Source organism: Streptomyces sp. NBC_01525, assembly GCF_045040405.1.
Lineage (GTDB): Bacteria > Actinomycetota > Actinomycetes > Streptomycetales > Streptomycetaceae > Streptomyces > Streptomyces benahoarensis.
Map to the genome: position 1 here is coordinate 163218 of NZ_CP109397.1, position 24010 is coordinate 187227.

Annotated in this window: 21 protein-coding genes and 1 pseudogene; 12 read left to right on the forward strand and 10 right to left on the reverse strand. The window is 72.4% G+C overall.

Annotated elements, in window-relative coordinates; genetic code table 11:
- Positions 1 to 212: 212 nt before the first annotated feature.
- Positions 213 to 1346 carry a PQQ-dependent sugar dehydrogenase gene (locus OG422_RS00640; protein ID WP_405738405.1) on the forward strand — a complete coding sequence of 378 codons (1134 nt, stop codon included), beginning with the start codon at positions 213 to 215 and terminating at the stop codon, positions 1344 to 1346.
- A gap of 91 nt (positions 1347 to 1437) precedes the next feature.
- Here the strand turns inward: OG422_RS00640 and OG422_RS00645 are convergent, their stop codons facing one another.
- The 5 genes and pseudogenes from OG422_RS00645 to OG422_RS00665 form a co-directional block, all read right to left on the reverse strand.
- Positions 1438 to 3771, reverse strand: coding sequence for an MFS transporter (locus tag OG422_RS00645; protein ID WP_405738408.1), 2334 nt, complete (start codon positions 3769 to 3771; stop codon positions 1438 to 1440).
- A gap of 739 nt (positions 3772 to 4510) precedes the next feature.
- A complete protein-coding gene (locus OG422_RS00650) occupies positions 4511 to 5248 on the reverse strand; it encodes a 2OG-Fe(II) oxygenase (protein WP_405738411.1) in 738 nt (245 codons plus the stop codon).
- Between the two features lie 69 nt (positions 5249 to 5317).
- Entirely contained in the window at positions 5318 to 5827 is a 510-nt protein-coding gene (locus tag OG422_RS00655; RefSeq protein WP_405738414.1) for a methylated-DNA--[protein]-cysteine S-methyltransferase, read from the reverse strand.
- Between the two features lie 193 nt (positions 5828 to 6020).
- Positions 6021 to 6248 (reverse strand): hypothetical protein, encoded by a 228-nt coding sequence (locus tag OG422_RS00660; RefSeq protein WP_405738417.1) that lies wholly within the window; start codon positions 6246 to 6248, stop codon positions 6021 to 6023.
- A 378-nt stretch (positions 6249 to 6626) separates the two neighbouring features.
- Positions 6627 to 8218: pseudogene (locus tag OG422_RS00665) on the reverse strand (thiamine pyrophosphate-dependent enzyme).
- Between the two features lie 327 nt (positions 8219 to 8545).
- On the opposite strand from OG422_RS00665, the gene OG422_RS00670 reads away from it, so the two are divergent.
- Positions 8546 to 8761, forward strand: a complete 216-nt coding sequence (locus OG422_RS00670; RefSeq protein WP_405738420.1) for a hypothetical protein — start codon at positions 8546 to 8548, stop codon at positions 8759 to 8761.
- Between the two features lie 119 nt (positions 8762 to 8880).
- Here OG422_RS00670 and OG422_RS00675 read toward each other — a convergent pair whose 3' ends face one another.
- Positions 8881 to 10107: an acyl-CoA dehydrogenase family protein gene (locus OG422_RS00675; RefSeq protein ID WP_405738423.1), complete on the reverse strand. Its 1227-nt coding sequence runs from the start codon at positions 10105 to 10107 to the stop codon at positions 8881 to 8883.
- A 162-nt stretch (positions 10108 to 10269) separates the two neighbouring features.
- Here OG422_RS00675 and OG422_RS00680 point away from each other — a divergent pair, with 162 nt between their 5' ends.
- Entirely contained in the window at positions 10270 to 10914 is a 645-nt protein-coding gene (locus tag OG422_RS00680) for a TetR family transcriptional regulator (RefSeq protein ID WP_405738426.1), read from the forward strand.
- Between the two features lie 10 nt (positions 10915 to 10924).
- Here OG422_RS00680 and def read toward each other — a convergent pair whose 3' ends face one another.
- Positions 10925 to 11482: a peptide deformylase gene (gene def, locus OG422_RS00685; protein WP_143940928.1), complete on the reverse strand. Its 558-nt coding sequence runs from the start codon at positions 11480 to 11482 to the stop codon at positions 10925 to 10927.
- 188 nt (positions 11483 to 11670) lie between these two features.
- Here def and OG422_RS00690 point away from each other — a divergent pair, with 188 nt between their 5' ends.
- The 5 genes from OG422_RS00690 (at position 11671) to OG422_RS00710 (ending at position 16189) form a co-directional block, all read left to right on the forward strand.
- Positions 11671 to 12909: a MurT ligase domain-containing protein gene (locus OG422_RS00690; protein ID WP_143940927.1), complete on the forward strand. Its 1239-nt coding sequence runs from the start codon at positions 11671 to 11673 to the stop codon at positions 12907 to 12909.
- Positions 12910 to 12938: 29 nt separating this feature from the next.
- The gene (locus OG422_RS00695) at positions 12939 to 13667 is read left to right on the forward strand and encodes a type 1 glutamine amidotransferase (RefSeq protein WP_405738430.1); all 729 of its coding nucleotides are present in this window, start codon (positions 12939 to 12941) and stop codon (positions 13665 to 13667) included.
- Between the two features lie 168 nt (positions 13668 to 13835).
- Positions 13836 to 14861, forward strand: coding sequence for a 6-phosphofructokinase (locus tag OG422_RS00700; RefSeq protein ID WP_143940925.1), 1026 nt, complete (start codon positions 13836 to 13838; stop codon positions 14859 to 14861).
- A 116-nt stretch (positions 14862 to 14977) separates the two neighbouring features.
- Positions 14978 to 15928: a cytochrome c oxidase assembly protein gene (locus OG422_RS00705; RefSeq protein WP_405738433.1), complete on the forward strand. Its 951-nt coding sequence runs from the start codon at positions 14978 to 14980 to the stop codon at positions 15926 to 15928.
- 102 nt (positions 15929 to 16030) lie between these two features.
- The gene (locus tag OG422_RS00710) at positions 16031 to 16189 is read left to right on the forward strand and encodes a hypothetical protein (RefSeq protein WP_185994003.1); all 159 of its coding nucleotides are present in this window, start codon (positions 16031 to 16033) and stop codon (positions 16187 to 16189) included.
- A 30-nt stretch (positions 16190 to 16219) separates the two neighbouring features.
- On the opposite strand, the gene OG422_RS00715 is transcribed toward OG422_RS00710, so the two are convergent.
- The 3 genes from OG422_RS00715 to OG422_RS00725 all read right to left on the reverse strand — a co-directional run bounded on the left by OG422_RS00715 (position 16220) and on the right by OG422_RS00725 (position 20094).
- Positions 16220 to 16636, reverse strand: a complete 417-nt coding sequence (locus tag OG422_RS00715) for an SSI family serine proteinase inhibitor (RefSeq protein ID WP_143940923.1) — start codon at positions 16634 to 16636, stop codon at positions 16220 to 16222.
- A gap of 333 nt (positions 16637 to 16969) precedes the next feature.
- Positions 16970 to 18694, reverse strand: coding sequence for an adenine deaminase (locus OG422_RS00720; protein ID WP_405738438.1), 1725 nt, complete (start codon positions 18692 to 18694; stop codon positions 16970 to 16972).
- Between the two features lie 26 nt (positions 18695 to 18720).
- Positions 18721 to 20094 carry an NCS2 family permease gene (locus tag OG422_RS00725; protein WP_405738441.1) on the reverse strand — a complete coding sequence of 458 codons (1374 nt, stop codon included), beginning with the start codon at positions 20092 to 20094 and terminating at the stop codon, positions 18721 to 18723.
- A 187-nt stretch (positions 20095 to 20281) separates the two neighbouring features.
- Between OG422_RS00725 and OG422_RS00730 the strand changes: the two genes are divergently transcribed.
- From OG422_RS00730 to OG422_RS00745, 4 genes are all read left to right on the forward strand, one after another.
- Positions 20282 to 20926: an ATP-binding protein gene (locus tag OG422_RS00730; protein ID WP_405738444.1), complete on the forward strand. Its 645-nt coding sequence runs from the start codon at positions 20282 to 20284 to the stop codon at positions 20924 to 20926.
- 694 nt (positions 20927 to 21620) lie between these two features.
- Positions 21621 to 22967 (forward strand): class I adenylate-forming enzyme family protein, encoded by a 1347-nt coding sequence (locus OG422_RS00735; protein WP_405738447.1) that lies wholly within the window; start codon positions 21621 to 21623, stop codon positions 22965 to 22967.
- Complete coding sequence (locus OG422_RS00740) at positions 22964 to 23728, forward strand: SDR family NAD(P)-dependent oxidoreductase (RefSeq protein WP_405738450.1); 765 nt, start codon at positions 22964 to 22966, stop codon at positions 23726 to 23728. Before OG422_RS00735 ends, OG422_RS00740 begins: the two co-directional genes overlap by 4 nt.
- Complete coding sequence (locus OG422_RS00745) at positions 23722 to 23997, forward strand: hypothetical protein (protein ID WP_251076510.1); 276 nt, start codon at positions 23722 to 23724, stop codon at positions 23995 to 23997. Before OG422_RS00740 ends, OG422_RS00745 begins: the two co-directional genes overlap by 7 nt.
- The last annotated feature ends 13 nt before the right edge of the window (positions 23998 to 24010 follow it).

A 24010-nucleotide genomic window follows, 5' to 3' on the forward strand; every position in this document is an offset into this window, starting at 1 on the left:
CCCGCGCCCGGACGGGGTGGCGGTGATCCACGCTCGGTTGCTGTGGGCGGTGGCCGGTGTGGGCGGTGGGCGCCCTGGCCGGTGGCCACCGCTCCGGCCGGACGAGGACGCCCGCCCCGCCCCGGCACGCACCCTCACGTCCCGCGCGCACCGCCCCGTTCCACCGCTCCCCCGGCTATGTCCTGCCGCACCTTCCTGACCGGAGGCCCCCCATGCGCAAGCGCAGCCCCTTCCTTACCCATCTCCTCTCGCTTCCCAGTCTCGGTGCGTCCGCCCTGGCCGCCGGGCTGCTCCTCGCCGTCGGTACGACCTGGCCCGCCACGGCAGGTCCCGCGCATCCGGCGGGTGCCAACGTCCCTGCCGCCGTGGCCGATTCGGCGCCCGGCAAGCCCGTGACCGTTTCGGAGGGCTGGTCCATCCCCTGGGGGCTGAGCTGGCTCCCCGACGGGTCCGCGCTGCTGACGGAGCGGGACACCTTCAAGGTCTTCAGCCTCACCCAGGACGGCAAGAAGAAGGAGGTCGGCAAGGTCCCCGAGGTGGTGACCACCGGTGGTGAAGGCGGTCTGCTGAGCATCGCGGTGTCACCGAAGTGGAAGAGCGACCACCATGTCTTCGTGATGCACACCGCCAAGGAGGGCAACCGCATCGCCCGCCTCACCTACCAGGACGGCAAGCTCAGCGACTACACCGTGCTGGTCAAGGGGATCAAGAAGAACACGTACCACAACGGCGGCCGCATCAAGTTCGGCCCCGACGGCCTGCTCTACGCCACCACGGGCGAGGCCCAGACCCCCGATCTGGCGCAGGACAAGAAGTCCCTCAACGGCAAGGTCCTGCGGATGACACCCGACGGCAAACCGGCGCCGGGCAACCCGTTCGGCAACCTCGTCTACTCCTACGGTCACCGCAATCCGCAGGGCCTCACCTGGGACGCCCAGGGCCGCCTGTGGGAGGCGGAGTTCGGCAATGCCAAGTACGACGAGCTGAACCTCATCGAGTCGGGCAAGAACTACGGCTGGCCCGTCTGCGAGGGCACCTGCTCGGACGACGGGATGACCAACCCGAAGCGGCAGTGGCCGGTGAAGGACGCCTCCCCCAGCGCCGTCACCTACGCGGACGGCGCCCTCTACATGGCGGCGCTGCGCGGCCAGCGGCTCTGGCGCATCCCCGTCGACGGGACCACCGCCGGTACGCCCAAGGCGTACTACACCAAGGACTACGGGCGGCTGCGCACCGTCGAGGCCGTACCCGGCACGAAGGCACTGTGGCTGACGACGACGAACGCCGACAACAACGGTGACGGCGGCGCCGGTTCGGACAAGGTCTTCCGGATCGACCTGAAGTGAGCGCGGCGCGGGGGTTCCCGCCCCCGGGGCCAAGCCCTCACGGCCCGGCCCCGGGTGGACGGCGGTCCCCTGTACGGAACCGCCGCCCGCCTCAGCCGATCTCGTCCGGCGACGGCTGGACGAGGTCCACGTCGAGCGTCCGGTGGCTGCCCGCGGTGAGGGATATGGGGGTGGCGCGGGGCGGGTAGCCGGACGCGGTGAGCGTCAGGTGGCTGCCGGTCAGGCCGTCGAAGGCGAAGCTGCCGTCGGGGCCGGTGACGATGTGTCCGGCGACCGTGCCGTCCGTCAATACCGTCACGGCGGCGTCGGCGAGCGGCGCGCCGTCGGGGCCCCGGACCGTGCCGCGCACCGAGGCCACCGGCCGCAGCCGGACCTCTTCGCAGCCGGTGGGCCCGGAGGTGTCCGCCAGATCGACGGTGCGGGCCTCGGGCCGGTGACCGGGGGCGCTGAAGGCCACCGTGCAGACGGTGCAGGGCAGTTCGCGGATCATCCAGCGGCCGTCGGCGCCGGTGACCGCCCGGCCCACCACCTCGCCGTCCACGTCGGTGACGACGACCGCGCCCCCGGCGAGCGCGGCGCCCCGCTCCCCGCCGGACAGCGTCCCGGCGAGCCGCGCGGCGCCGGTCAGCGTCAGCAGTACGTCCACGGGGGCACCGTCGACGTCGCAGGTGAGCGCGAGGGCGTGCGGGGTGTGGCCGGGGGCGGCGCCGGTGAGGACGTACGTGCCCGCGCCCGGGTCCGGGAGGGCGAAGCGTCCCCCGGCGTCGGTGGTGGTGACACCGGCCTGACGGCCCCGCCGGTCGATGAGGGTGACGCTCGCTCCCGCCACGGGCGCACCGGACGCGGCCCGGATCCCGCCCCGCACACCGGCCTGACCGGCCACGTCGGCCCGGCCTGCTGCGGGCGCGGCGGCGCGGGAACCGTTCGTCTCCGTCTCCCCGCCGGTGTTCCCGGCGACGAGGGTGGGGCGGGCGGCGCGGCGCGGGGAGGGCAGGAACACGGCGAAGACGACGCCGAGGAGCACCGCGCCCGTGGCGATCATGAAGGAGACCCGGAACCCGGCCATCGTCGGGTAGGTGACCGGCCCCCTGGTGGTGGACATATGGGCCAGGACCATGCCGATGACGGCGCTCGACACGGAGGTGCCGATCGAACGCATCAGGGTGTTCAGACCGGTGGCGGCGCCGGTCTCGGACGGGTCGACGGCGCCGATGATCAGGGCGGGCAGTGAGGAGTACGCCAGGCCGATACCGGCGCCCACGACCACCGCGATGATGACGGTCTGCCAGGGGGCGTTCATCAGGCCGATTCCGGCGCCGTAGCCGACGCCGATGACCAGCATGCCCAGGAGCAGCGTGGCCTTCGGGCCACGGCGGGCGGCGAGGCGGGCGTAGACCGGGGCGACCAGCATCATCGTCAGGCCGAGCGGCGCCACGCACAGCCCGGCGACCACCATCGACCGGCCGAGGCCGTAGCCGGTGGACGCCGGCAGCTGGAGCACCTGGGGCAGCACCAGGGAGATGGCGTAGAACGCGACGCCGACGGTGATGGACGCCAGGTTGGTGAGGAGGACTTCGCGGCGGGCGCTGGTGCGCAGGTCGACCAGCGGGTCGGCGCGGCGGAGTTCCATCACACCCCACAGCACCAGGATCAGCGCGGCGAGGCCGAACAGCCCGAGGGTGGTGGGCGAACCCCAGCCCCAGTCGCCGCCCTTGGTGATCGGCAGGAGCAGCGCGATCAGCCCGGCGGAGAGGCCGAGGGCGCCGAGCAGGTCGAAGCGTCCGGGCGCCCGCACGGAGGTCTCGGGGACGACGAGCACGGTCAGCAGCATCGACAGGACGCCGAGTCCGGCGGCGAGGAAGAACAGGGCGTGCCAGTCGGCGTGCTGGGCCACGAGGGCGGCGACGGGCAGGGCGAGGCCGCCGCCGACGCCGATGGACGAGCTCATCAGGGCCATCGCCGAACCGAGGCGTTCCTTGGGGAGTTCGTCGCGCATGATGCCGATGCCGAGCGGTATGGCGCCCATGGCGAAGCCCTGGAGCGCCCGGCCGACGATCATGACGACCAGGTTGTCGGTGAAGCCGCAGATCAGCGAGCCGATGACCATGACGGCGAGGCTGGCGAGGAGCATCCGGCGCTTGCCGGAGAGGTCGCCGAGGCGCCCCATGATGGGCGTCGCGACGGCCCCGGAGAGGAGGGTGGCGGTCATGACCCAGGTGGCGTTGGTCGGTGCCGTGCCCAGCAGCGTCGGCAGGTCCTTGATGACCGGCACGAGCAGCGTCTGCATCACGGCGACGACGATGCCGCAGAAGGCGAGGACGGGGACGATGCCGCCGGTTCTCCGTTCCTTTCCGGGGTCGGGCACCGGGGGCGCGGTGGTGGGCGGCGCGCTCCGGGGTGGCTGTTCCGTCGTCGTCTGGGTCATGCCTGCGGCCTCCGGGCGGAGAGTGGAGCGGATACGGATCTGGTCCGTCCGGCCTGCTGCGGTCGGACGGTTCGGGTCGGTCTCGGGCACGGCGGGTGGCGCCGCCGGGCAGCGGTCGTCGTACGCGGCCGCGCCCAGTGGGCGGTTCGGTGTCCGCGCGGTGCCTCATGGGTTCCGGCGCGCGGCGGAGCCCACGGGCCGGAGCGGTCCGGGGCCGGCTGCGCAGGCCGGGAACGGGGTGACGGGTGGTCGCCGCGTGTGGCGGTCAACGTGCGGGCGGAATGAGGGTGTTGGCGCGGCGGTGGCTTCGAGGGGCGGAATCAGGGTGTCGGTATGCCGGGTGGCGGGCCAGGTACGTGCATACCGAACGTTGTACGTCGCGGTCGTATTCCGGCGCGATCTCGTCCGTCCCGCGAGATGCGCGTGATCTGGGTCACCCCGCTGCCCGCTGTCAGGTGTCCGTCCGTCATCGGCCCTCCCCCGGTGCCGTTTTCGCTGCTGACTCCGGCCGGACGGCCGACGGCGCGGCCGGGCCCGGACCCGGCTCACCGGCGGCCGGACGGGATCCGGGCCACGGCGACCGCGGTCCGTCCGGCCACGGATACCAGTCAACAGCACACCACTGACAACGGGGTGACCCGCGAGCGGCACCGGGCGCCGGACGCTCCCCCGTCAGGACACGACGGAGGGGCCGGGCTCCTCGCCCGGCCCCTCGGCCCTGCCCGCCGTCCGTCATGGTTCAGGCGTCGTGGAAGACGATCCCGAGGGAGTGGCGGCGGCCGGACCGTACGGTGCTGACGCCGTGGCGGATCTGCCCCGCCGACCAGCCGCGGGCGGAGCGCACCGGGCGGTCGCGGGTGGTGAAGACGAGTCCGTGGCCCTGTTCCAGGACGGTCGTCGTGCCACGCGACTGGGCGCGCGGGCGCTGCTCGACGAGGAGGAATTCGCCTCCGGTGTAGTCGTCCCCGGGGACGTCGAGGCCGATGACGACCTGGAGCGGGAAGACCATGTCGCCGAAGAGGTCGCGGTGGAGGGCGTTCCAGTCGCCGGGGCCGTAGCGCAGCAGGATCTGGGAGGACCTGTCCTGACCTGCGGCGTGACACCGTTCCAGCCATGCGTCGAGGGTGTCGGGCCAGGGGGCGGGGCGGCCGAGCCGGTCGGCCCAGTCGCGGGCGACGGACAGCAGCAGCGGGTAGAGCGCGGCGCGCAGTTGGCGGACCGGCTCGGGCAGCGGGTGGGCGAAGTAGCGGTACTGGCCGGATCCGAAGCGGTGGCGGGCCATGTCCACGGTGGAGCGGAAGAGTTCGGCCCGGTCGTACAGGGCGATGAGGTCGCGGCACTCCGCCGGGGTGAGCAGGCGCGGCGTCATCGCGCAGCCCAGGGCGTCGAGTTCCGCGGTGAGGGCCTGCGGGTCCGTGGCGGCGACGCGTACCGCGAGGCCGGAGCGGTCGGGGTGGCGGACGGTGGTCGTGGGCATACGGGGCTCCGGTGCGGGGCGGGTCGGGGGCCGTGGCGCGCCCCGGTCACGGGCGGGGCGCGCCGGTGGTCACGCGGTGCGGGGCAGGGCGTTCTCCAGGCGGAGCAGCCGTTCCTTGCGCTCGGGTCCGGCCGCGTAACCGGAGAGGGAGCCGTCGGCGCCGATCACGCGGTGGCAGGGCCGGACGATGAGCACCGGGTTGGCGCCGATGGCGGTTCCCAGGGCGCGGACGGCGCCCGGGGCGGCACCGATCTCGGCGGTCAGCTTGCCGTAGCTGGTGGTGGTGCCGTACGGGATGGCTTCCAGGGCCTTCCAGACGCGTTGGCGGAACTCCGTGCCCGGGGTGGCAATTTCGAGGGTGAAGTCGGTGAGCTCACCGTCGAAGTAGGCGCGGAGCTGGCGGGTGACCTCGGTGAAGGCCGACGGGTCGTGGATCCAGCCGTCCTGGACGGTGGCGCCGCCCTTCTGGCCGGGCAGGGACAGGGCGGTCAGCGCGGTGCCGCCGACGGCCGTCGCCGACACCTCGCCCACCAGGAGGAGTTCGCCCAGCGGGCTGTCGTACGTGGCGTAGTGGGTCATGAGGCTGTCCGTTCCTGAGATTCTCGGCCGTACACGCTCCACTGTGCGGTACGGCGGAGGGTCTCGCTGGCGGAAATCGGACACGGCGCTCCGGTGGGGCCGGGGCGGCCATCGGGCCGACGGGAAGGCCGGGCTTCAGGGACGCGCGTCCGCCCGCCCCCGGGCTGTCGTCCGGGGGCGGGCGGGGCGCCGGTCAGGCAGGTGGGATCGGCCAGTCGTCCAGGTCGCCGCCGCGCCATTCGACGAGGCGGGGGTCGTCGAGCGTGATGTCCTCGGCCGGTTCGCAGAGTCCGGCGCGGCGCAGGAACTCGGCGACGTCGCCGCGGCCGTGGGCCAGACCCACGATCTGGCCGTGCACGGTGACGCGGCGCCCACCGGAGAGTGACGGCGGATGCACGATGACGGGCGGGTGCTCGGTCATGCCTCCAGACTGCGACGGGGTCCGCGGCCTCGCATGTCGGCCCGGCCCGCGGCGCCCCGTGCCGTGCGCCGGGCGGCCCGTACGGGGAAGCCCCGGCCGGACGGGGGGGTACCGGCCGGGGCGGCTGAGGTGCGGGCCCGGAGGCGGTCGCCTCTCGGCAAAAGGCGCTGGGGGGGCTTCAGCCGGACGATCGTCCCCACAGGCGGAGGGTGAGGCCCGGGGACGCTGTCCCTCCGGTGCCCGCACCCAGTGGAACGGCGAGCCGGAGGGCGGTGTTCCGGCCTGCGCGGGTGACGGTGGCCACGCGACCGCTCCGGAAGAGACGGGCCCCTCAGGGGCAGCCCTTCCGGGTTCGTTCCTCCAGGGCGGATGCGCAGGTCAGACCTTCAGCGGCTTGATCGCCGTGGGGGCGTGGCCGGGCTCGGTCGCCAGTTCCTCCCACTCGTTGACCTTGTCGATCTCGGCACCGGCCATCGAGATGTTGGTGATCCGCTCCAGGATCGCCTCGACGACCACCGGGACGCGGTGCTCGGCGGCGAGCTTCTTCGCCTCCTCGAACGCGGGCAGCAGCTGCTCAGGCTCGGTCACCCGGATCGCCTTGCAGCCCAGCCCTTCGGCGACCTTGACGTGGTCGACGCCGTAGACACCCAGCTCGGGGGTGTTGATGTTCGCGAACTCCAGGTTGACCTGGAAGTCGATGTCGAAGGCGCGCTGTGCCTGGCGGATCAGCCCCAGGTAGGCATTGTTCACCAGGACGTGGACGTACGGGATGCGGTGCTGGGCGCCGACCGCCAGCTCCTCGATCATGAACTGGAAGTCGTAGTCGCCGGAGAGCGCGACCACCGGGGTGCCGGGGTCGGCGGTGGCGACCCCAGGGCGGCGGGGATGGTCCAGCCGAGCGGTCCGGCCTGGCCGCAGTTGATCCAGTGGCGCGGCTTGTGGACGTGCAGCAGCTGCGCGCCGGCGATCTGTGAGAGGCCGATGGTGGTGACGTAGCGGGTGTCGGGCCCGAATGCCTTGTTCATCTCCTGGTAGACGCGCTGCGGCTTGATCGGGACGTTGTCGAAGTGGGTACGCCGCTGGAGGCGCGCCCGGCGCTCCTGGGTGGCGGCGGCCCATGCGCCGCGGTCGGGCAGCGCGCCCGCGGCCTTCTGTTCGGAGGCGAGGAGGGTGGCGTTGCCGTAGCGGTGGGAGGTCTGCAGGCCCACCATTCCGGCGTTCAGCTCGTGGTCGTCGGGGAGGATGCCCCAGCCCATCAGGGTGGGGACGACCGGGACGCCAGTCAGCTCGGCGAACTCGGCCAGCAGAGCGCAGGCGTCGGCGTTGATGATGCCGCCGCCGGCGACGATCAGCGGGCGCTCGGCCTCGTTGAGGAGCGCGAGGGCCTTCTCGATCTGGGCGCGGGTGGCGGCGGGCTTGAAGGCGGGCAGCGGCTCGTACGTCTCGGGGTCGAAGTCGATCTCGGTGAGCTGGACGTCGATCGGCAGGTCGATGAGGACCGGTCCCGGCCGTCCGGAGCGCATCAGGTGGAACGCCTGCTGGAAGACGCCGGGGACCTGCGCGGCCTCGGTGACGGTGGTCGCCGCCTTGGTGACGGGCCCGGCGATGGCGGCGATGTCGACGGCCTGGAAGTCCTCCTTCTGCATCACCGCGACCGGTGCCTGGCCGGTGAGGCAGAGGATCGGGATGGAGTCGCCGGTCGCGGAGTACAGGCCGGTGATCATGTCGGTTCCGGCCGGGCCCGAGGTGCCGATGCAGACGCCGATGTTGCCCGGGTGGGTGCGGGTGTACCCCTCGGCCATATGGGAGGCGCCCTCGACATGGCGGGCGAGCGTGTGGCCGATCCCGCCCGCGGCCCGGAGCGCCGCGTAGAAGGGGTTGATCGCCGCGCCCGGGACCCCGAAGGCGTGGGAGATGCCCTCCCGCTTGAGGATCTCCACCGCGGCGCGGGCGGCTGTCATTCGAGGCATCGCGTACTCCTGCGTCGGCCGGTCAGGGGCGTGGTCCGGCGGCGGAGCCGGAACCCGCTAATTCCGTATCATGGAATTCATGTTTTGCTTTACGGAAGAAAAGTAGGGCGCGGCGGTGTGCCCGTCAAGAGATCCAGTGGTGGCGGGCGTACGGTGACGCCCGGTCGGATCGCCGCGCATACGTCAACTCACCTGACATGCAACGGAGTTCAGGAGAACGGAGCCCTCGCGGCGGCCTCGCCCCGGGCGGCCGGTACCGTCACGTCCGACCGGAGGACGGCCGCTGGGCGCCGCGCCCGGGACCCGCCGGGAGCAGGAGTACCGCCCGTGCGCCACGCCGCCGTGACCCCCGCAGGCGACCGCATCCGCTGGATCGAGCACCGGGACGACGGGACGGGACGGCCCGCCCGCGTCCATCTGCACGGACTCGGCGCCTCCTCCCCCGTCCACTGGAACGCCACCGACGCCAACCTCGATGCGCTGGAGCCGGAGCGGGGCGCGGGCGGCAGCCGCGGGATCGCGGCGCGAACGGCGCTGGCGTAGCCCGCCCGGACACACGGAAATCCGGACACACGGAAACCGCCGGCACCCCGGGCATCGGGGGTACCGGCGGTCGGATCCCGTTCGGGGCGCGCGGCCGTGGCGGCGCGCCCCGTAGGGGTTCAGCGGATCGGCATCCCGGACAGGGTCCGGGCGATCACCAGGCGCTGGATCTCGCTGGTGCCCTCGAAGATCGTGTAGATCGCGGCGTCGCGGTGCATCCGCTCGACCGGGTACTCCCGCGTGAAGCCGTTGCCGCCGAGGATCTGGATGGCCTGGGCGGTGACCTTCTTGGCGGTCTCGCTGGCGAACAGCTTCGACTGCGACCCCTCGGCCGCCGTGAACGGCTTGCCGTTGACCGCCATCCAGGAGGCCCGCCACACCAGCAGCCGGGCCGCGTCGATCGAGGTGCGCATGTCGGCGAGCTGGAAGGCGACGCCCTGGTTGTCGATGATCGGGCGGCCGAACTGCTCACGGGTCCTCGCGTACTCCAGGGCCTCCTCGTACGCGGCGCGGGCGGTGCCGACGGCCATCGCGCCGACGGCCGGGCGGGACGCCTCGAAGGTGGCCATCGCGGCGTTCTTCACCCTCTCGCCACCGCTCTTGGCGCGCTCACGGGCGCGGGCCAGCCGCTCGTCCAGCTTCTCCTTGCCGCCCAGCAGGCAGCTGCCGGGGACGCGGACGTCCTCCAGGACGACCTCGGCGGTGTGCGAGGCGCGGATGCCGTGCTTCTGGAACTTCTGCCCCTGGGACAGGCCGGGGGTGTTCGGCGGCACGATGAAGGAGGCGTGCCCCTTGGAGCCGAGCTCCGGGTCGACGGAGGCGACGACGACGTGGACGCCTGCGATGCCACCGTTGGTCGCCCAGGTCTTGGTGCCGTTGAGGACCCACTCGTCCTTGGCCTCGTCGTAGACGGCGCGGGTGCGCAACGAGGCGACGTCGGACCCTGCGTCGGGCTCGGAGGAGCAGAAGGCGGCGACCTTGACATCGTCGGGGGTGCCGTACATCTGCGGTATCCAGGTGCCGATCTGCTCCTCGGTGCCGTTGGCGAGGACGCCAACGGCGGCGAGGCCGGTGCCGACGATCGACAGGGCGATGCCCGCGTCGCCCCAGAACAGTTCCTCCATCGCCATGGGGATGCCGAGGCCGGTGGGGTCGAAGTACTGCTGGGCGTAGAAGTCGAGCGAGTAGATGCCGATCTTGGCGGCCTCCTGGATGACCGGCCAGGGCGTCTCCTCGCGCTCGTCCCACTCGGCGGCCGCGGGACGCATGACCTCCGCGGCGAAGCCGTGGATCCAGTCCCGGACCTCCTTCTGCTCGTCGTTCAGCTCCATGATGAACTCGGCCATGTCCCCTCCAGCGGTACGCGCCACATCCAGGCGTTACTTACGGTAACAGGAGTCTGTTACCCGTCAGTAATCGTGTCAACTCCCCCGCTGATCAGAGCTCCACGCAGCACGGGTGTTACGTTGCGCGAGCACCACGGATTCGCAAGGGTGGGGAGCAGGACCATGGAGAGCACCGAGCGCGACGGCCGACGACAGACGACCGCGGACCGGCGGCGGGAGCTGCTGGAGGCGGCCGAGCGGATCGTCCTGCGCGACGGCCCGGAGGCGTCGATGAACGCCATCGCCGCCGAGGCCGGGATCACCAAACCGATCCTCTACCGCCACTTCGGCGACAAGGGCGGCCTCTACCGCGCCCTCGCGGTGCGCCATACCAACGGGCTGCTGGCCGGGCTGCGGGCGGCGCTGGCCTCCCCGGTGCCGCGCCGCGATCGGGTCGAGGCCACCCTCGACACCTACCTCCTCGCCATCGAGACCCGGCCGCAGGTCTACCGCTTCCTGATGCACCCGGCCGACGAGGCGGCCCCCGCCGAGTCCGGATTCGACGTCGGACGGCACTCCGCCCCGCTGCTGCACCGCCTCGGCGAGGAGCTGGCGGAGGTGATCAGCGAACGCCTCGACCTCGGCCCGGCGGGCGAGGAGAAGGCCCGCGTCTGGGGCCACGGCATCGTCGGCATGATGCACGCCGCCGGGGATTGGTGGCTGCGCGAACGCCCCTGCTCCCGGCAGCAGTTGGTGACCCACCTGACGGATCTGCTGTGGGGCCAGCTCGCCGCGATCGAGGACCGGCCGGACGGCCCAGGCTTCTGAGCCCCGGGCGTCAGCGGGCGCCCGCCGCCTCCTTCGCCCACGGGGCGCGCGCCGCGGCGCGCAGCGCGCGACGGCGGCGCAACCCGGTGAGCCGGTCCACGTACAGACCGCCCTCCAGGTGGTCGCACTCGTGCTGGAGGCAGCGGGCGAAGAAACCGGTGCCGGTCACCCGGACCGGTGCGCCGGTGCGGTCGACGCCCTCCACCACGGCCTCGTCGTGGCGCGGAGTACCGGCCTCGATGCCGGGCAGCGAGAGACAGCCCTCGGGGCCGCGGATGACCGGCCCGTCCGTCCCGGCCAGGTGCGGGTTGATGAGGTGGCCGAGGTGACGGCGGTCCTCGTCGTCGGGGCAGTCGTAGACGAAGACCCGCAGCGGGACGCCGATCTGGTTGGCGGCCAGGCCCACGCCCCGGGCCGCGTACATCGTCGCGAACATGTCCTCGATCAGCCGGGACAGCTCGCCGTCGAACGACGTGACCTCCCGGCAGGGGGCCGCGAGGACCGGATCGCCCAGCAGACGGAGGGGGCGCGGGTGCCCGGTACGGCCGGGAATGGTGCGGGACGGCATGGGGATCAGCGTACGGTCCCCCGGGACGCCGGATGACGGCGCGGGGTGGCGGGGTTCGGGCACGGGCACGGATCTCGATAGGCTGATCCCCGACCGAAGCCTCCGGACGGTCCCTCGGCCGCGGAGGAGGCGTTCCACCGGCAGCCCGGAGGGCAGGCGGGCGCCGGATGCAAGGAGGATCAAGGACGATGGCAGGCAACACGGACCCGCTGTCGCCGCGGGCCAAGCTGGCCGTGACGGCGGGCAGAGCCGCGGCGGCGGTATCGCGCGCGGCGGGCCGCGGCAGCGGATCGGTGATCGGCGGCCGGGTGGCACTCAAGCTCGACCCCGACCTGCTGGCCCGGCTGGCGCGTCATCTGGATGTCGTGCTGGTCTCCGCGACCAACGGCAAGACGACCACGACCCGGCTGATCGCCGAGGCGCTGCGGGCCGGTGGCCCGGTGGTCTCCAACGCGCTGGGCGCCAACATGCCGGCGGGCATCACCTCCGCGCTGGCGGGTGGCTCGGACGCCAAGTTCGGTGTGATCGAGGTCGACGAGAAGTACCTCGCCGGGGTGGCGCGGGACGTCACGCCCAAAGCCATAGCGCTGCTGAACCTCTCGCGTGACCAGCTCGACCGCGCGGCGGAGACCCGCATGCTGGCCGAGCACTGGCGCGAGGGCCTCTCCGGCTCCAAGGCGCTGATCATCGCCAACGCCGACGACCCGCTCATCGTGTGGGCGGCCTCCTCGTCGGCGAATGTGGTGTGGGTCGCGGCCGGTCAGGAGTGGAAGGACGACGCCTGGTCGTGCCCGTCCTGCGGCGGTGTGATGCAGCGCCCCGATGACAACTGGTTCTGCGGCGAGTGCGGCTTCCGCCGTCCGACGCCGAGCTGGGCCCTGTCGGGCGATTACGTCCTCGACCCGCACGGCAGCGCCTGGCCGATCAAGCTGCAGCTGCCCGGCCGTGCCAACAAGGCGAACGCGACGACGTCCGCCGCGGTGGCCGCCGCCTTCGGCGTGCCCCCGCAGGTGGCACTGGAGCGGATGTACAGCGTGCAGGCGGTCGCCGGCCGGTACGACGTGGTGTCGTTCATGGAGCGGGAGCTGCGGCTGCTGCTGGCGAAGAACCCGGCCGGGTGGCTGGAGACGTTCTCGCTGATCGACCCGCCGCCGACCCCGGTGATCATGTCGGTCAACGCCCGGGGCGCGGACGGCACCGACACCTCCTGGCTGTGGGACGTCGACTACACCCGCCTCGCCGGGCACCCGCTGTTCGTGCTGGGTGACCGGAAGCTGGACCTCGCGGTCCGCCTGGAGGTCGCGGGGCTCGACTTCGAGGTCTGCGACAGCCTCGACCAGGCGGTGCAGATGGCGCCGCCCGGCCGTATCGAGGTCATCGCCAACTACACGGCCTTCCAGGACCTGCGTCGGCGCGTGGGCAATTGACAGCGTCGGAAAGACAAGGACGAGCGAGAATGAGCGACAACAGCCTGCGGCTGGTGTGGATCTACCCGGACCTGCTGAGCACCTACGGCGACCAGGGCAACGCGCTGGTCGTGGAGCGCCGGGCCCGGCAGCGCGGACTGGACGTGCAGCGCCTCGACGTACGGTCCGACCAGCCGATCCCCACCTCCGGTGACATCTACCTGATCGGTGGCGGTGAGGACCGGCCGCAGCGGCTGGCGGCCGAGCGGCTGCTGCGCGACGGCGGTCTGAGCCGCGCCGCCTCCAACGGCGCAATCCTCTTCTCGGTCTGCGCCGGCTACCAGATCCTCGGTCACGAGTTCATCAACGACCAGGGCACGCAGCAGCAGGGCCTGGGCCTCCTCGACGTGGTGAGCACCCGCGGCGAGGCGGAGCGGTGCGTCGGTGACGTCCTCGCCGACATCGACCCGCGGCTCAACCTGCCGCCGCTGACCGGTTTCGAGAACCACCAGGGCGTCACGCACCTGGGGCCGACGGCCCGCCCGTTCGCGAAGGTCCGGTTCGGCAACGGCAACGGCGTCGGCGACGGCTTCGAGGGCGCCTGGCAGGACACCGTCTTCGGCACCTACATGCACGGCCCGGTGATGGCACGTAACCCGCACATCGCGGACCTGCTGCTGAAGCTGGCCCTGGACGTCAACGCCCTGCCCCCGGCCGACGACCGGTGGTACGAGGCACTGCGTCAGGAGCGGATCGCCGCCGCGACCGAGACCGCCTGACGGCCACCGCGCGGGCCCGCCCCCGCGCGGCCATGCCCGATCCCGTACGCCCGCAGTCCCGCACTGCGGGCGTACGCGTGCGCAGCTGCCCCGCGCTTGTAGGGTGAGCGCCATCCCACCGGACGACGGGGTCCGGGCCCCCCGGTTGAGTTGCAGAGGGTTTCTGGCATGCGTATTGGTGTACTCACCTCCGGCGGCGACTGCCCCGGTCTGAACGCCGTCATCCGCTCCGTCGTCCACCGCGCCACGGCCGACCACGGCGACGAGGTCATCGGCTTCCACGACGGCTGGAAGGGCCTGCTGGAGTGCGATTACCGCAAGCTCGACCTCGATGCCGTCGGCGGCATCCTGGCGCTGGGCGGCACCATCCTCGGCTCGTCCCGGGTGCAGCCGGCGCATCTGCGCGACGGTGTCGAGCGGGCCCGCGGGCACGTCGCGGAGCTGGGTCTTGACGCGATCATCCCGATCGGCGGCGAGGGCACGCTGAAGGCGGCGCGGCTGCTGTCGGACGCCGGGCTGCCGATCGTCGGCGTACCCAAGACCATCGACAACGACATCGCGGTCACCGATGTGACGTTCGGTTTCGACACCGCGGTGGGTGTGGCGACGGAGGCCCTGGACCGGCTCAAGACGACCGCCGAGTCGCATCAGCGGGTGCTGATCGTCGAGGTGATGGGGCGGCACACCGGCTGGATCGCGCTGCACTCGGGGATGGCCGCGGGCGCGCACGCGATCGTGGTGCCGGAGCGGCCGTTCGACATCGAGGAGTTGGCGGAGCGGGTCGGCGAGCGGTTCGCGGCGGGCAAGAAGTTCGCGATCGTGGTGGCGGCCGAGGGCGCGAAGCCGCGTGAGGGGTCGATGCGGTTCGAGGTCGGCGACACCGACATGTACGGGCACGAGCGGTTCGCCGGGGTGGCGCGGCAGCTGGCGCGGGAGCTGGAGCACCGGCTCGGCAAGGAGGCCCGCCCGGTGATCCTCGGACATGTGCAGCGCGGCGGGACCCCGACCGCGTACGACCGGGTGCTGGCGACCCGCTTCGGGTGGCATGCGGTGGAGGCGGCGCACCGCGGGGAGTTCGGGATGATGACGGCGCTGCGCGGGACGGACATCACGCTGGTGCCGCTGGCGGAGGCCGTCGAGACGCTGAAGACGGTGCCCGGCGACCGGTACGCCGAGGCCGAGTGCGTGCTGTGACCGGCGGCCGCGCCCCGGTGTGAGGCGCGCCGTGTGAACCGCCCCCGGCCGAGGCAGGCGCCGGGGGCGGTTCTAGTCTGGTCGCCGGAGTATCGGTACGGACCAGGAGCGAGCGGATGGATCACAGCGGGCACGGCATGACGATGGATCTGCCGCCGTTCACGCTGGGACGGGGGATGGAGTTCGGCGGTGATCCGTTCTTTCTCGTAGGTTGCCTGCTGGCTCTGGTGCTGTACGGCTGGGCGGTGGCGCGGCTGCGGCGGCGCGGGGACGCGTGGCCGGTGGGGCGGACGGTCGCCTGGGTCATCGGCATCCTGACCGTCGCGCTGGTGATGTGCACCCAGCTCAACGACTACGGCATGGTCATGTTCAGCGTGCACATGGTGCAGCACATGGTGATCTCCATGCTGTCGCCGATCCTGCTGCTGCTCGGGGCGCCGGTGACGCTGGCGCTGCGCGCGCTCCCGGCCGCCGGGCGGGGCCGCAAGGGGCCGCGGGAGCTGCTGGTGGCGCTGTTGCACAGCCGGTATGTGCGGATCATCTCGCATCCGGCGTTCACCATCCCGCTGTTCATCGCGAGCCTGTACGCGCTGTACTTCTCGCCGATCTTCGACTTCCTGATGGAGTCGCGGGTGGGGCACATCGCGATGATGGTGCACTTCCTCGCGGTGGGTCTGGCGTTCTTCTGGCCGATCATGGGCGTGGACCCGGGACCGCACCGGCCCGGCTATGTGATGCGGATGCTGGAGCTGTTCGCGGGCATGCCGTTCCACGCATTCTTCGGCATCGCGCTGATGATGGGCACCGAGCCGATGGTGGACACGTATCTGCACCCGCCGGCCTCGCTGGGCATCGACGCGCTGTCCGACCAGATGGCGGCCGGTGGCATCGCATGGGCGTTCAGCGAGATCCCGTCGGTGGTGGTGCTGATCGCGCTGGTCTACCAGTGGTACCGGTCCGAGGAGCGGCAGTCGCAGCGCGCGGACCGGGCGGCGGACCGCAACGGTGATCAGGACCTGGCGGACTACAACGCGTATCTGGCGTCGCTGAACGCGCGCGGTCGCTGACGCGGGCGGACGGATGGCGGTGCGGGCCGCGGCCGGGGACGATGGTCCCCAGGCCGCGGCCCGCCGCCTTTGTGCCGCGGCCTTTGTCAAGGAGGTACGCCGATGAGCGGATCCACGAGGACGATGACCGGGTTCACGGTGGCCGGACTGGTGGTGGCGACCGCGTACAGCGTGGCGCTGGGCGGCAATCCGTGGGTCTGGCTCACCTGGGTGGTGGTGGCGCTGGTGACGGCGGCGATGGTTGTGGCGGCCCCACGGTGAGGCGCCGGGATCCGACGGATCGGAAACGGATCAGAATCGGAACAGCGGGCCGGTGGCGGCGTCCATGGTGCAGGCGTTGGCGAAGGTGCGCTCCCAGTCGATGCGCCGGCCCCGCCAGACGCCCTCGGCGGTGACCGTCACCGGGTCGTACTGCTTGGTGCAGGCGTGCGGTTCGCCACGCAGCGCGTCGAGATCGCCGCGGGCCCAGGTCAGTGCGGAACAGGCGGCGTCGTGCTGCGGATGGTGGTCGCGGCCGTCGGGGCAGCGCAGCAGGACGCCGCGGATCCAGGTGTGCGCGGTGTCCGAGACGGTGAGGAAGACGCCCCGCTCCTCCTGGGGTGCGGCGGCGTCGGCGGGGGTGGCGGGGGCGACGGCCACCGCGGTGACGAAGGCGGCGGCGGTGACCGCTGCGGCGCGGGCCGCTCGGCGGCGTCGGCTGACGGGCATGGGTGTCTCCTGGGCGCTCGTGGGGGTGGGCGGCAGCGGGCGCGCCCGTCCGGCCGTGGTGTGCCGGCGGGCGCGCCCGTAGCCGCCTTGCGGCCTAGGGAGCAAGAGTCCTCGGCGTCACGCCGCCCGGCACGGCCGCTCGCGGCGTTGCCGAAATGCCCTGGTAGCTCCGCTACAAGGGCATCCCGGCGCCTTGCGATCGACCGCACCGGACACCGCTCCCTTTCCCGAGGACTCTTGCTCCCCAGGCCGTTAGCGCACCGCGCGCGGGGCCGGGCGGCAAGCGGGCTCGCCGTGCGGTCGCCCGGACGGCGCCCGGGGTACGGCGACCCGTCAGGCGCCGTCGGCGAGCGGGCCGACGGGCGCGCGGCGGACCACGTCCACCAGCGACCGGTCGGTGATCTTCAGGCTCGGGGAGACGGCGAGGGTGAGGGTGGAGACGCTCATGAACGGGTTGAGGTGGTCCCAGCCCCAGGCGTCGAGGGCGTCGCGGACCGCCTGTGAGCGGCGGACCGTCTCATCGGCGGGCGCGGGCGACATCACGCCGCCGACCGGCAGCGGCAGGCTCGCCACGACGCGGTCGCCGTGGGCGACGGCCACCCCGCCGCCGGACGCGACGACCTCCCGCGCGGCGGCGGCCATCGCCGTCCGCGAGGTGCCGAGGGTGACGAGGTTGTGGCTGTCGTGGGCGTACGTGGTGGCCAGCGCGCCGTCGGTGAGGGTGCGGCCCAGCAGCGGCGCGAAGACGGTTCCGGCGCGCCCGTAGCGGTTGCGGACCCGGACGACGGTGGCGCGGCCCTCCCAGTCGACCTCGCCGTCGCGGACCGGCAGGTCGAGGGCGTCCTCCTCGGTGTAGGTGTCGCGGGGGTTGAGGCGCAGGGCGCGGAAGCGGTGAGTGCCGTCGGGGAGGTCGGTGCGCCAGCGGAAGCCGTCCGCGTCCTGCGGTTCGACGTGGACGGTGTCGGTGAGGGCATCGGTGCCGGCGGCGGAGGTGCCAGGGCCGGCCGTCTCCGCCACGGCGACGGCGTCGCGGGCCACGATGCGGCCCCCGGCCAGGACCACGGCCGGGTCGAAGGCGGCGAGCTCACCGCGGAGGAGGACGAGGTCGGCGCGCTTGCCGGGGGCGACCACTCCCCTGTCGTACAGGCGCAGCCGCTGGGCCGGGTTCCAGGTCAGGGCGCGCAGCACCGCCTCGGCGGGGAGTCCGGCGCGGACGGCGACGCGGGCGATGTGGTCGAGGTGGCCGTGGGCCAGGATGTGGTCGGCCGCGAGGTCGTCGGTGACCAGGCAGAACGGCGGGAGCTGCGGGAGCGCGAGGAGCGCCTGGGCGACCTCGGGGAGCAGGCACTTCTCCTGGAGCATCATCAGCATGCCCAGGCGGGCCTTCTCCAGGACGACCTCGGTGCGGTTCTTGGTGTGGTCGGAGTCGACGCCGGTGGCGAGGTAGGCGCTGAGGTCGGCACCGCTGAGGTTGGGGCAGTGGCCGTCGAGGATCATGCCGCGGCGGCGGGCGACGCCGACCACCTCGCGCATGCGGGGGTCGCCGCCGACGACGGCGCGGTAGTCCATGACCTCGCCGAGGGCGATGACGCCGGGCCAGCCGAGCATCTCGTCGATGTCGTCGGCGGTCAGGCGCGCCCCGGCGTGCTCCAGGCCCTCCAGGGCGGGGACGCAGGAGGGGACGCCCCACAGCTGGGTCTGGGCGGTGGTGGCGCCCGCGTCGATCATCCAGCGCATGGCGGCGGCACCGGCGACGTTGACGATCTCGTGCGGGTCGGCGAGGACGGTGGTGGTGCCGCGGGCCAGGGTGAGGGCGGCGAAGGTCTGCGGGGTGAGGAACGAGCTCTCGATGTGCATGTGCGCGTCGACGAAGCCGGGCGCGATCAGCAGACCGGTGGCGTCCAGGTGCTCGCGGGCGTCGGCCGGGGTGCCGGGCGGCAGGACGCCGCTGATCAGGTCGGAGCGCACCAGGACGTCGGCGGCGAACCGTTCGCCGGTGAAGCTGGACACCACCTGGCCGCCGCTGATCCTCAGGTCGTGCGGGCGGGGGGAGGTCATGGGCGTATCTCCTCGTGCAGGCGGGGTCAGGTGGCGAGCGTGTAGAAGTAGTAGCCCAGCGGGATCAGGACGATCCACAGGCCCCACGGGATCTCGCGGAAGCGCCCGGCGACGGCCTTGACCAGGACATGGGCGGTCAGGCCGACGGCGATGCCGGTGCCGAAGTTGCCGAAGAAGAGCGTCGTGGCGACGGTGAGGGCGGCCGGGACGGCGTCGGTCGGATCGGTGAAGTCGACCTTCCGCAGGGCGCCGAGCATCGTCAGTCCGACGTACATCAGCACCGGCGCGGTCGCCGCCGACGGGATGAGCGTGGCGAACGGCGTGACCAGGAGCAGCGCGGCGAAGCCGAGCGCCGCCCAGACCGAGGCGAGACCGGTGCGGGCACCGCTGTCGGCGCCCGCCGAGGACTCCAGGTAGGCGGTCATGCTGGGCGCGCCGAGGGCCGCGCCGCCGATGACGGCGCCGGAGTCGACGTAGAACGGCTTCCGGACGCCGGGGAGGTTGCCGTCCGCGTCGGTGAGCCCGGCGCGGCCCGCGACGGCGAGCAGCGTGCCGGTCATCGAGAAGAACTCGGAGACGAAGAAGGCGAAGATGTACGGGAAGTACTCGGGCTTGAGGGCGCCGAGGACGTCGACGTGGAAGACCGCCGGGCCGGGGCTCTCCGGCAGGGCCAGCAGATGGCCGGGCAGGTGGGTCACGCCGAGCGGGATTCCGGCGAGGGTGACCGCGGCCATGGTGATCAGGAACGCGCCGGGAACCTTACGGGTGGCCAGCGCGGTGAGCAGGACGAGCCCGGCGAGGGCCAGCAGTCCGGCCGGGGCGGCGAGGTCGCCGACGGTGAGCGCGGCGCTGTCCGGGCGGGCCTTGACCAGGCCGCTGTCGCGGAAGCCGATCAGGGCGATGTAGAGGCCGAGGCCGCCGCTGATGGCGTACTTGAGGTTCAGCGGCATCATGCGGGTGATGAGGTCACGGATGCCGAGCGCGGTCAGCAGCAGAAAGGCGACGCCGGACCAGAGGACCATGCCGAGGGCCGCGTCCCAGGGGACCTTGTCCTGGCCGACGATGGTGACGGCGAGCAGGGCGACGCCGCCGAGCCCCGGGGCGACGACGAACGGGAGGTTGGCGACGAGGCCCATGGCCAGCGTCGCCAGCACGATCGCGATGAGGACGGCGGTGGTGGCGGCGCCGTGCGGAATCCCGGCCTTGGCGAGCTGACTGGGCACGACGACCACCGCGTAGGCGGCCGCCACGAACATCGACAGCCCCGCCAGCGCCTCGGTCCGGGGTGTACTGCCACGCTCCCGCACCCGGAAGAGCCGCTCCAGGCGGGAGGCGGGCGCCTGGGAGCCCGGCGGGGCCGGGGCCGTCGGGACGGCGCCGCGTGCGTCGGTAGGGGGCATGAACACCTCGGAGGAGGACGGGGCAGCTCCGGGAAGTCTCTCCCCGGTCGCCGCCGACTGTCACTGCAACCGGTTGCAGAGACCGGTTGCAGACAGGATGCCATGGCAGGTGGGCTGGGGGAAGGGCTCACTGAGGGCCGGGCGGGGCCACACGGCCGAGGTCCGTGGCTCCCCGCATACTTGCCCGATGACACGCCCAAGGGACTCCTGGATCAACACCACCCACGACTGGGCCGCCACCGTGGACGGGGACCATCTCGGGCTCATCCGCCGGGCGCCCGCAGAGTTCGCGCCGGGCGGGCCGGTCCACCTCGTCCTGGAGGTACTCGCCTACGCCGCCGACGAGGCGGCGGGCCGGGGCGGCGGGCGGTGTGTGGTCGCCCTGCACCCCGACGGTTCCGTATCGGTGGAGGACGACGGCCGGGGTACGGACACCCGGTTCGACGAGCTCGGCCGGGCGGTGCAGAAGCCGGTCATGGCCACCAAGGACCTGCGCTTCTTCGACGCCCCGGCGGCGGAACGGCTTCCGGACGGGCAGCCGCGCCGCGGGATGTCCGTCGTTGCGGCGCTGAGCCGGTGGCTGACGCACACCAACCGCCGCGCCAACGGCGCCTGGCACAGGCGCTACGAGCGCGGCGTACCGGTGACCGGCCTGGAGCCCGTCACGGCCGACGGGACCACCGGTACCCGGGTCCCCTTCCTGCCGGACGGAGCCCTGGGGCCGCGGTGGTCGCCGACCGGGGACGAGGCGGCCCGGTGGTCCGCGCAGTGGCCGGAGTTGACCGTCCGCATCGATGATCGGCGCGGCCGCGGGGACCGGTCGGGACGATGACTGCGAAGGCACGGCCGGGGCACCCCGCGAGCCCCGCCCTCCGGGCGACGGCGGGACTTCACGGACCCGCCCCGGCCGCACGCACCTGGGCGACACCACCCGGAAGGCCATGGAACCGGGAGGCGACCGACGCCCGAACCCCGGCACCTCGGCACCTCGGCACCTCGGCACCTCGGCACCCACGACCGACGCGCCCCGAGGGCGCCCCCGTTGCTCTCCGTCAGATGCTCGCCTCCCCCGCCGGAGCGCCCCGCGTTCCTCTCTACGCCTTCGGATGACGCGATTTCCGGACACTTAGGAGTGTGCCGCGCCCTCGTTCGCCGCCGGCGCGGGCCGCCCCGGACCGTCAGCGGCGGAGCGCCTCCCTCTTCGGCGCCCGGGCGCCGACCTGGGCCGCGGCACGGGCACCGCCCTGCCTCCGGCGGCCTCGCGCATGCCGAAGGACCGGGCGGGAGCCGCGCCGCGCCGGAGGTAGCCGGCCGTGTCCGGAAAGAGGTGGGGGCGTTCGTGATCAACTTCGCCTGGTTTCCCGCAGCCGAGGCCCGGGGAAAGATCACGACGTGCTGTTCTTACGATGAATTGATAATACGATGAGAGCGTTTCTCCGTGGCCGCAGAACGCTCCGCACGCACCCCATCAGTTCCTTCGAGGCCGCCTCAGGAACTGCCCCTCTTTCCTGATCCCGGAGAGCGGTATGCCCTTTCCCCTGTCTGCCTCACTGGAGCGTTTCGGCGACTCCGCTGCCATGGTTTTCGACCACCGTACGTTCAGTTACCGAGAACTTTCCGAACATGTCACCGAATGGCGATCCCATCTCGACTCCTGTGCCATTTCCCAGGGTCAGGTCGTGACCCTGGAGGGGCCGTGCTCGCCGCAGACCGTCGCGGGGCTGCTCGCCCTGGCCGAACGCGGCGCGATCACCGTGCCGCTGAACAACCCGCCCGCCGCCAAGCGCGCGGAATACCTCGACGTGGCCGAGGCCGAGGTGACCGTCACGGTCCTTCCGGACGGCAGCAGACACGCCGACCGCACCGGCCGCACCGCCGGGCACCCCCTCTACGCACGCCTGCGCCGGGACGGTCACCCCGGGCTCGTGCTGTTCAGCTCCGGGACGACCGGGCGCAGCAAGGCGTCGCTGCTCGACCTGGAGAAGATGCTGGCCCGGTACGCCGCGGGCGGGCCCGGGCGCCGCATCATGTCCTTCCTCAGCATGGACCACATCGGCGGCGTCAACACCGTCCTGCACACGCTCAGCACCGGCGGCACCGTGGTAACCGTCTCGGACCGCACCCCGGACGCGGTGCTGGCCGCGGTCGCCGCACACCGCGTCCAGGTGCTGCCCACCACGCCGACGTTCCTGAACATGGTGCTGGTCTCCGGCGCCGCCGAACGCCATGACGCCTCCTCCCTCGAACTGATCACCTACGGCACCGAACCGATGCCGCAGCGGACCCTGGAATGGCTCTGCCGCGGTTTTCCGCAAGCCCGCCTGAAGCAGACCTACGGCCTTTCCGAACTGGGCATCCTGCCCACGAAATCCCGCGGAAACGGCGAGTTGTGGATGAAGTTGGGCGGCACCGGATTCGCCCACAAAATCGCCGACAATGTGCTGTGGATACGTTCGGACATGGCGATGCTCGGATATCTCAACGCCCCGGCCCCCTTCGATGCCGAAGGATTCTTCAACACCGAGGACGTGGTGGTGCGCGACGGTGAATGGATAAGAGTTCTCGGCCGCCGTTCGGAAATCATCAACGTAGGCGGCGAGAAGGTTTATCCCAGCGAGGTGGAGAGCGTATTGCTGGAGGTGCCCGGCGTCGCCGAGGCCACGGTCAGCGGTCATCCGAGCCCGGTGACCGGCATGGTGGTCCGGGCGACGCTGCTCCCCGCCGGGGAGGAGGACACGCGCGATCTCGTCAGCCGGGCCCGCCGGCACTGCCGGACGCGGCTGGAGGCGTACAAGGTGCCCGCTCTCCTGACGGTGTCGACCGCGCAGCAGCACTCCGACCGGTACAAGAAGAGCAGGGCGGGCCTGTCGTGACCGGGCGGGCACCGCGGCCCGACGGCTCGGGCGAGGGACCGGTGGCCGTGATCAGCGGGGGCAGCCGCGGTCTGGGGCGGCTCATGGCCGAACGGTTGCTGCGGGACGGCTGGCGGGTCGCGGCCTTCAGCCGCAGCGCCAACGCGTTCGTCGACGAAGCACGGGAGCGGTGGCCGGACGCCTTCTGGTGGCACGCCGCCGACCTCGCCGATCCCACGCGGCTCCGCGCCTTCGTGGCGGAGACCGCCGAGCGGTTCGGGCGGATCGACGCGCTGCTCAACAACGCCGCCTCGCTCGGCCGCCAGGAGCTCTTCCTCACCACCCCGGGCCGCCGCGTCGAGGAGTCGGTCGCCGTCAACCTGACCGGCCCCCTCGTCCTGACGCAGGCGTGCGCCAAGGTCATGGCCCGCGGGACGGGCGGACAGATCCTGAACGTCTCCTCGGTCAACGCGGTACGCGGCTACCGCGGGGTGGCCGTCTACACCGCGGCCAAGAGCGGCCTCGACGGAATGGTCCGCAGCCTGGCACGGGAGCTGGGCCCGCTGGGCATCCGGGTCAACTCGGTCGTGCCCGGATTCTTCGACAGCGAGCTGACCCGGGACGTCACCGACGAGCACCGCGACCGCATCCGGCGCCGCACCCCCCTGGGACGGCTGGCGGACATCGAGGAGATCGCCGACGCCGTGAGCTATCTCCTCTCCCCCCAGGCGTCCTTCATCACCGGACAGTCCCTCATAGTCGACGGAGGCATCACGTGCTGAACTCCCGTGACGACATCACCGCGGTGGTGCACGACACGCTCAACGAGATCCTCAAGGACGCGGAGTTCGACCCGGTGTCCTTCACCGGCGCCGAACGGATCACCGACATCGGCTTCACCTCCCTGCTGCTGGCCCGGCTGATCATCCAGCTGGAGGCCGCCCTCGGCGCCGACCCCTTCGAGGAGCGGTACGTCGTCTCCGACATCCGCACCGTGGACGAACTCATCGACGCCTACCGGCAGACGCTCCAGGCGTCCGCGGTCGGCTGAACCGAAGGAGGTG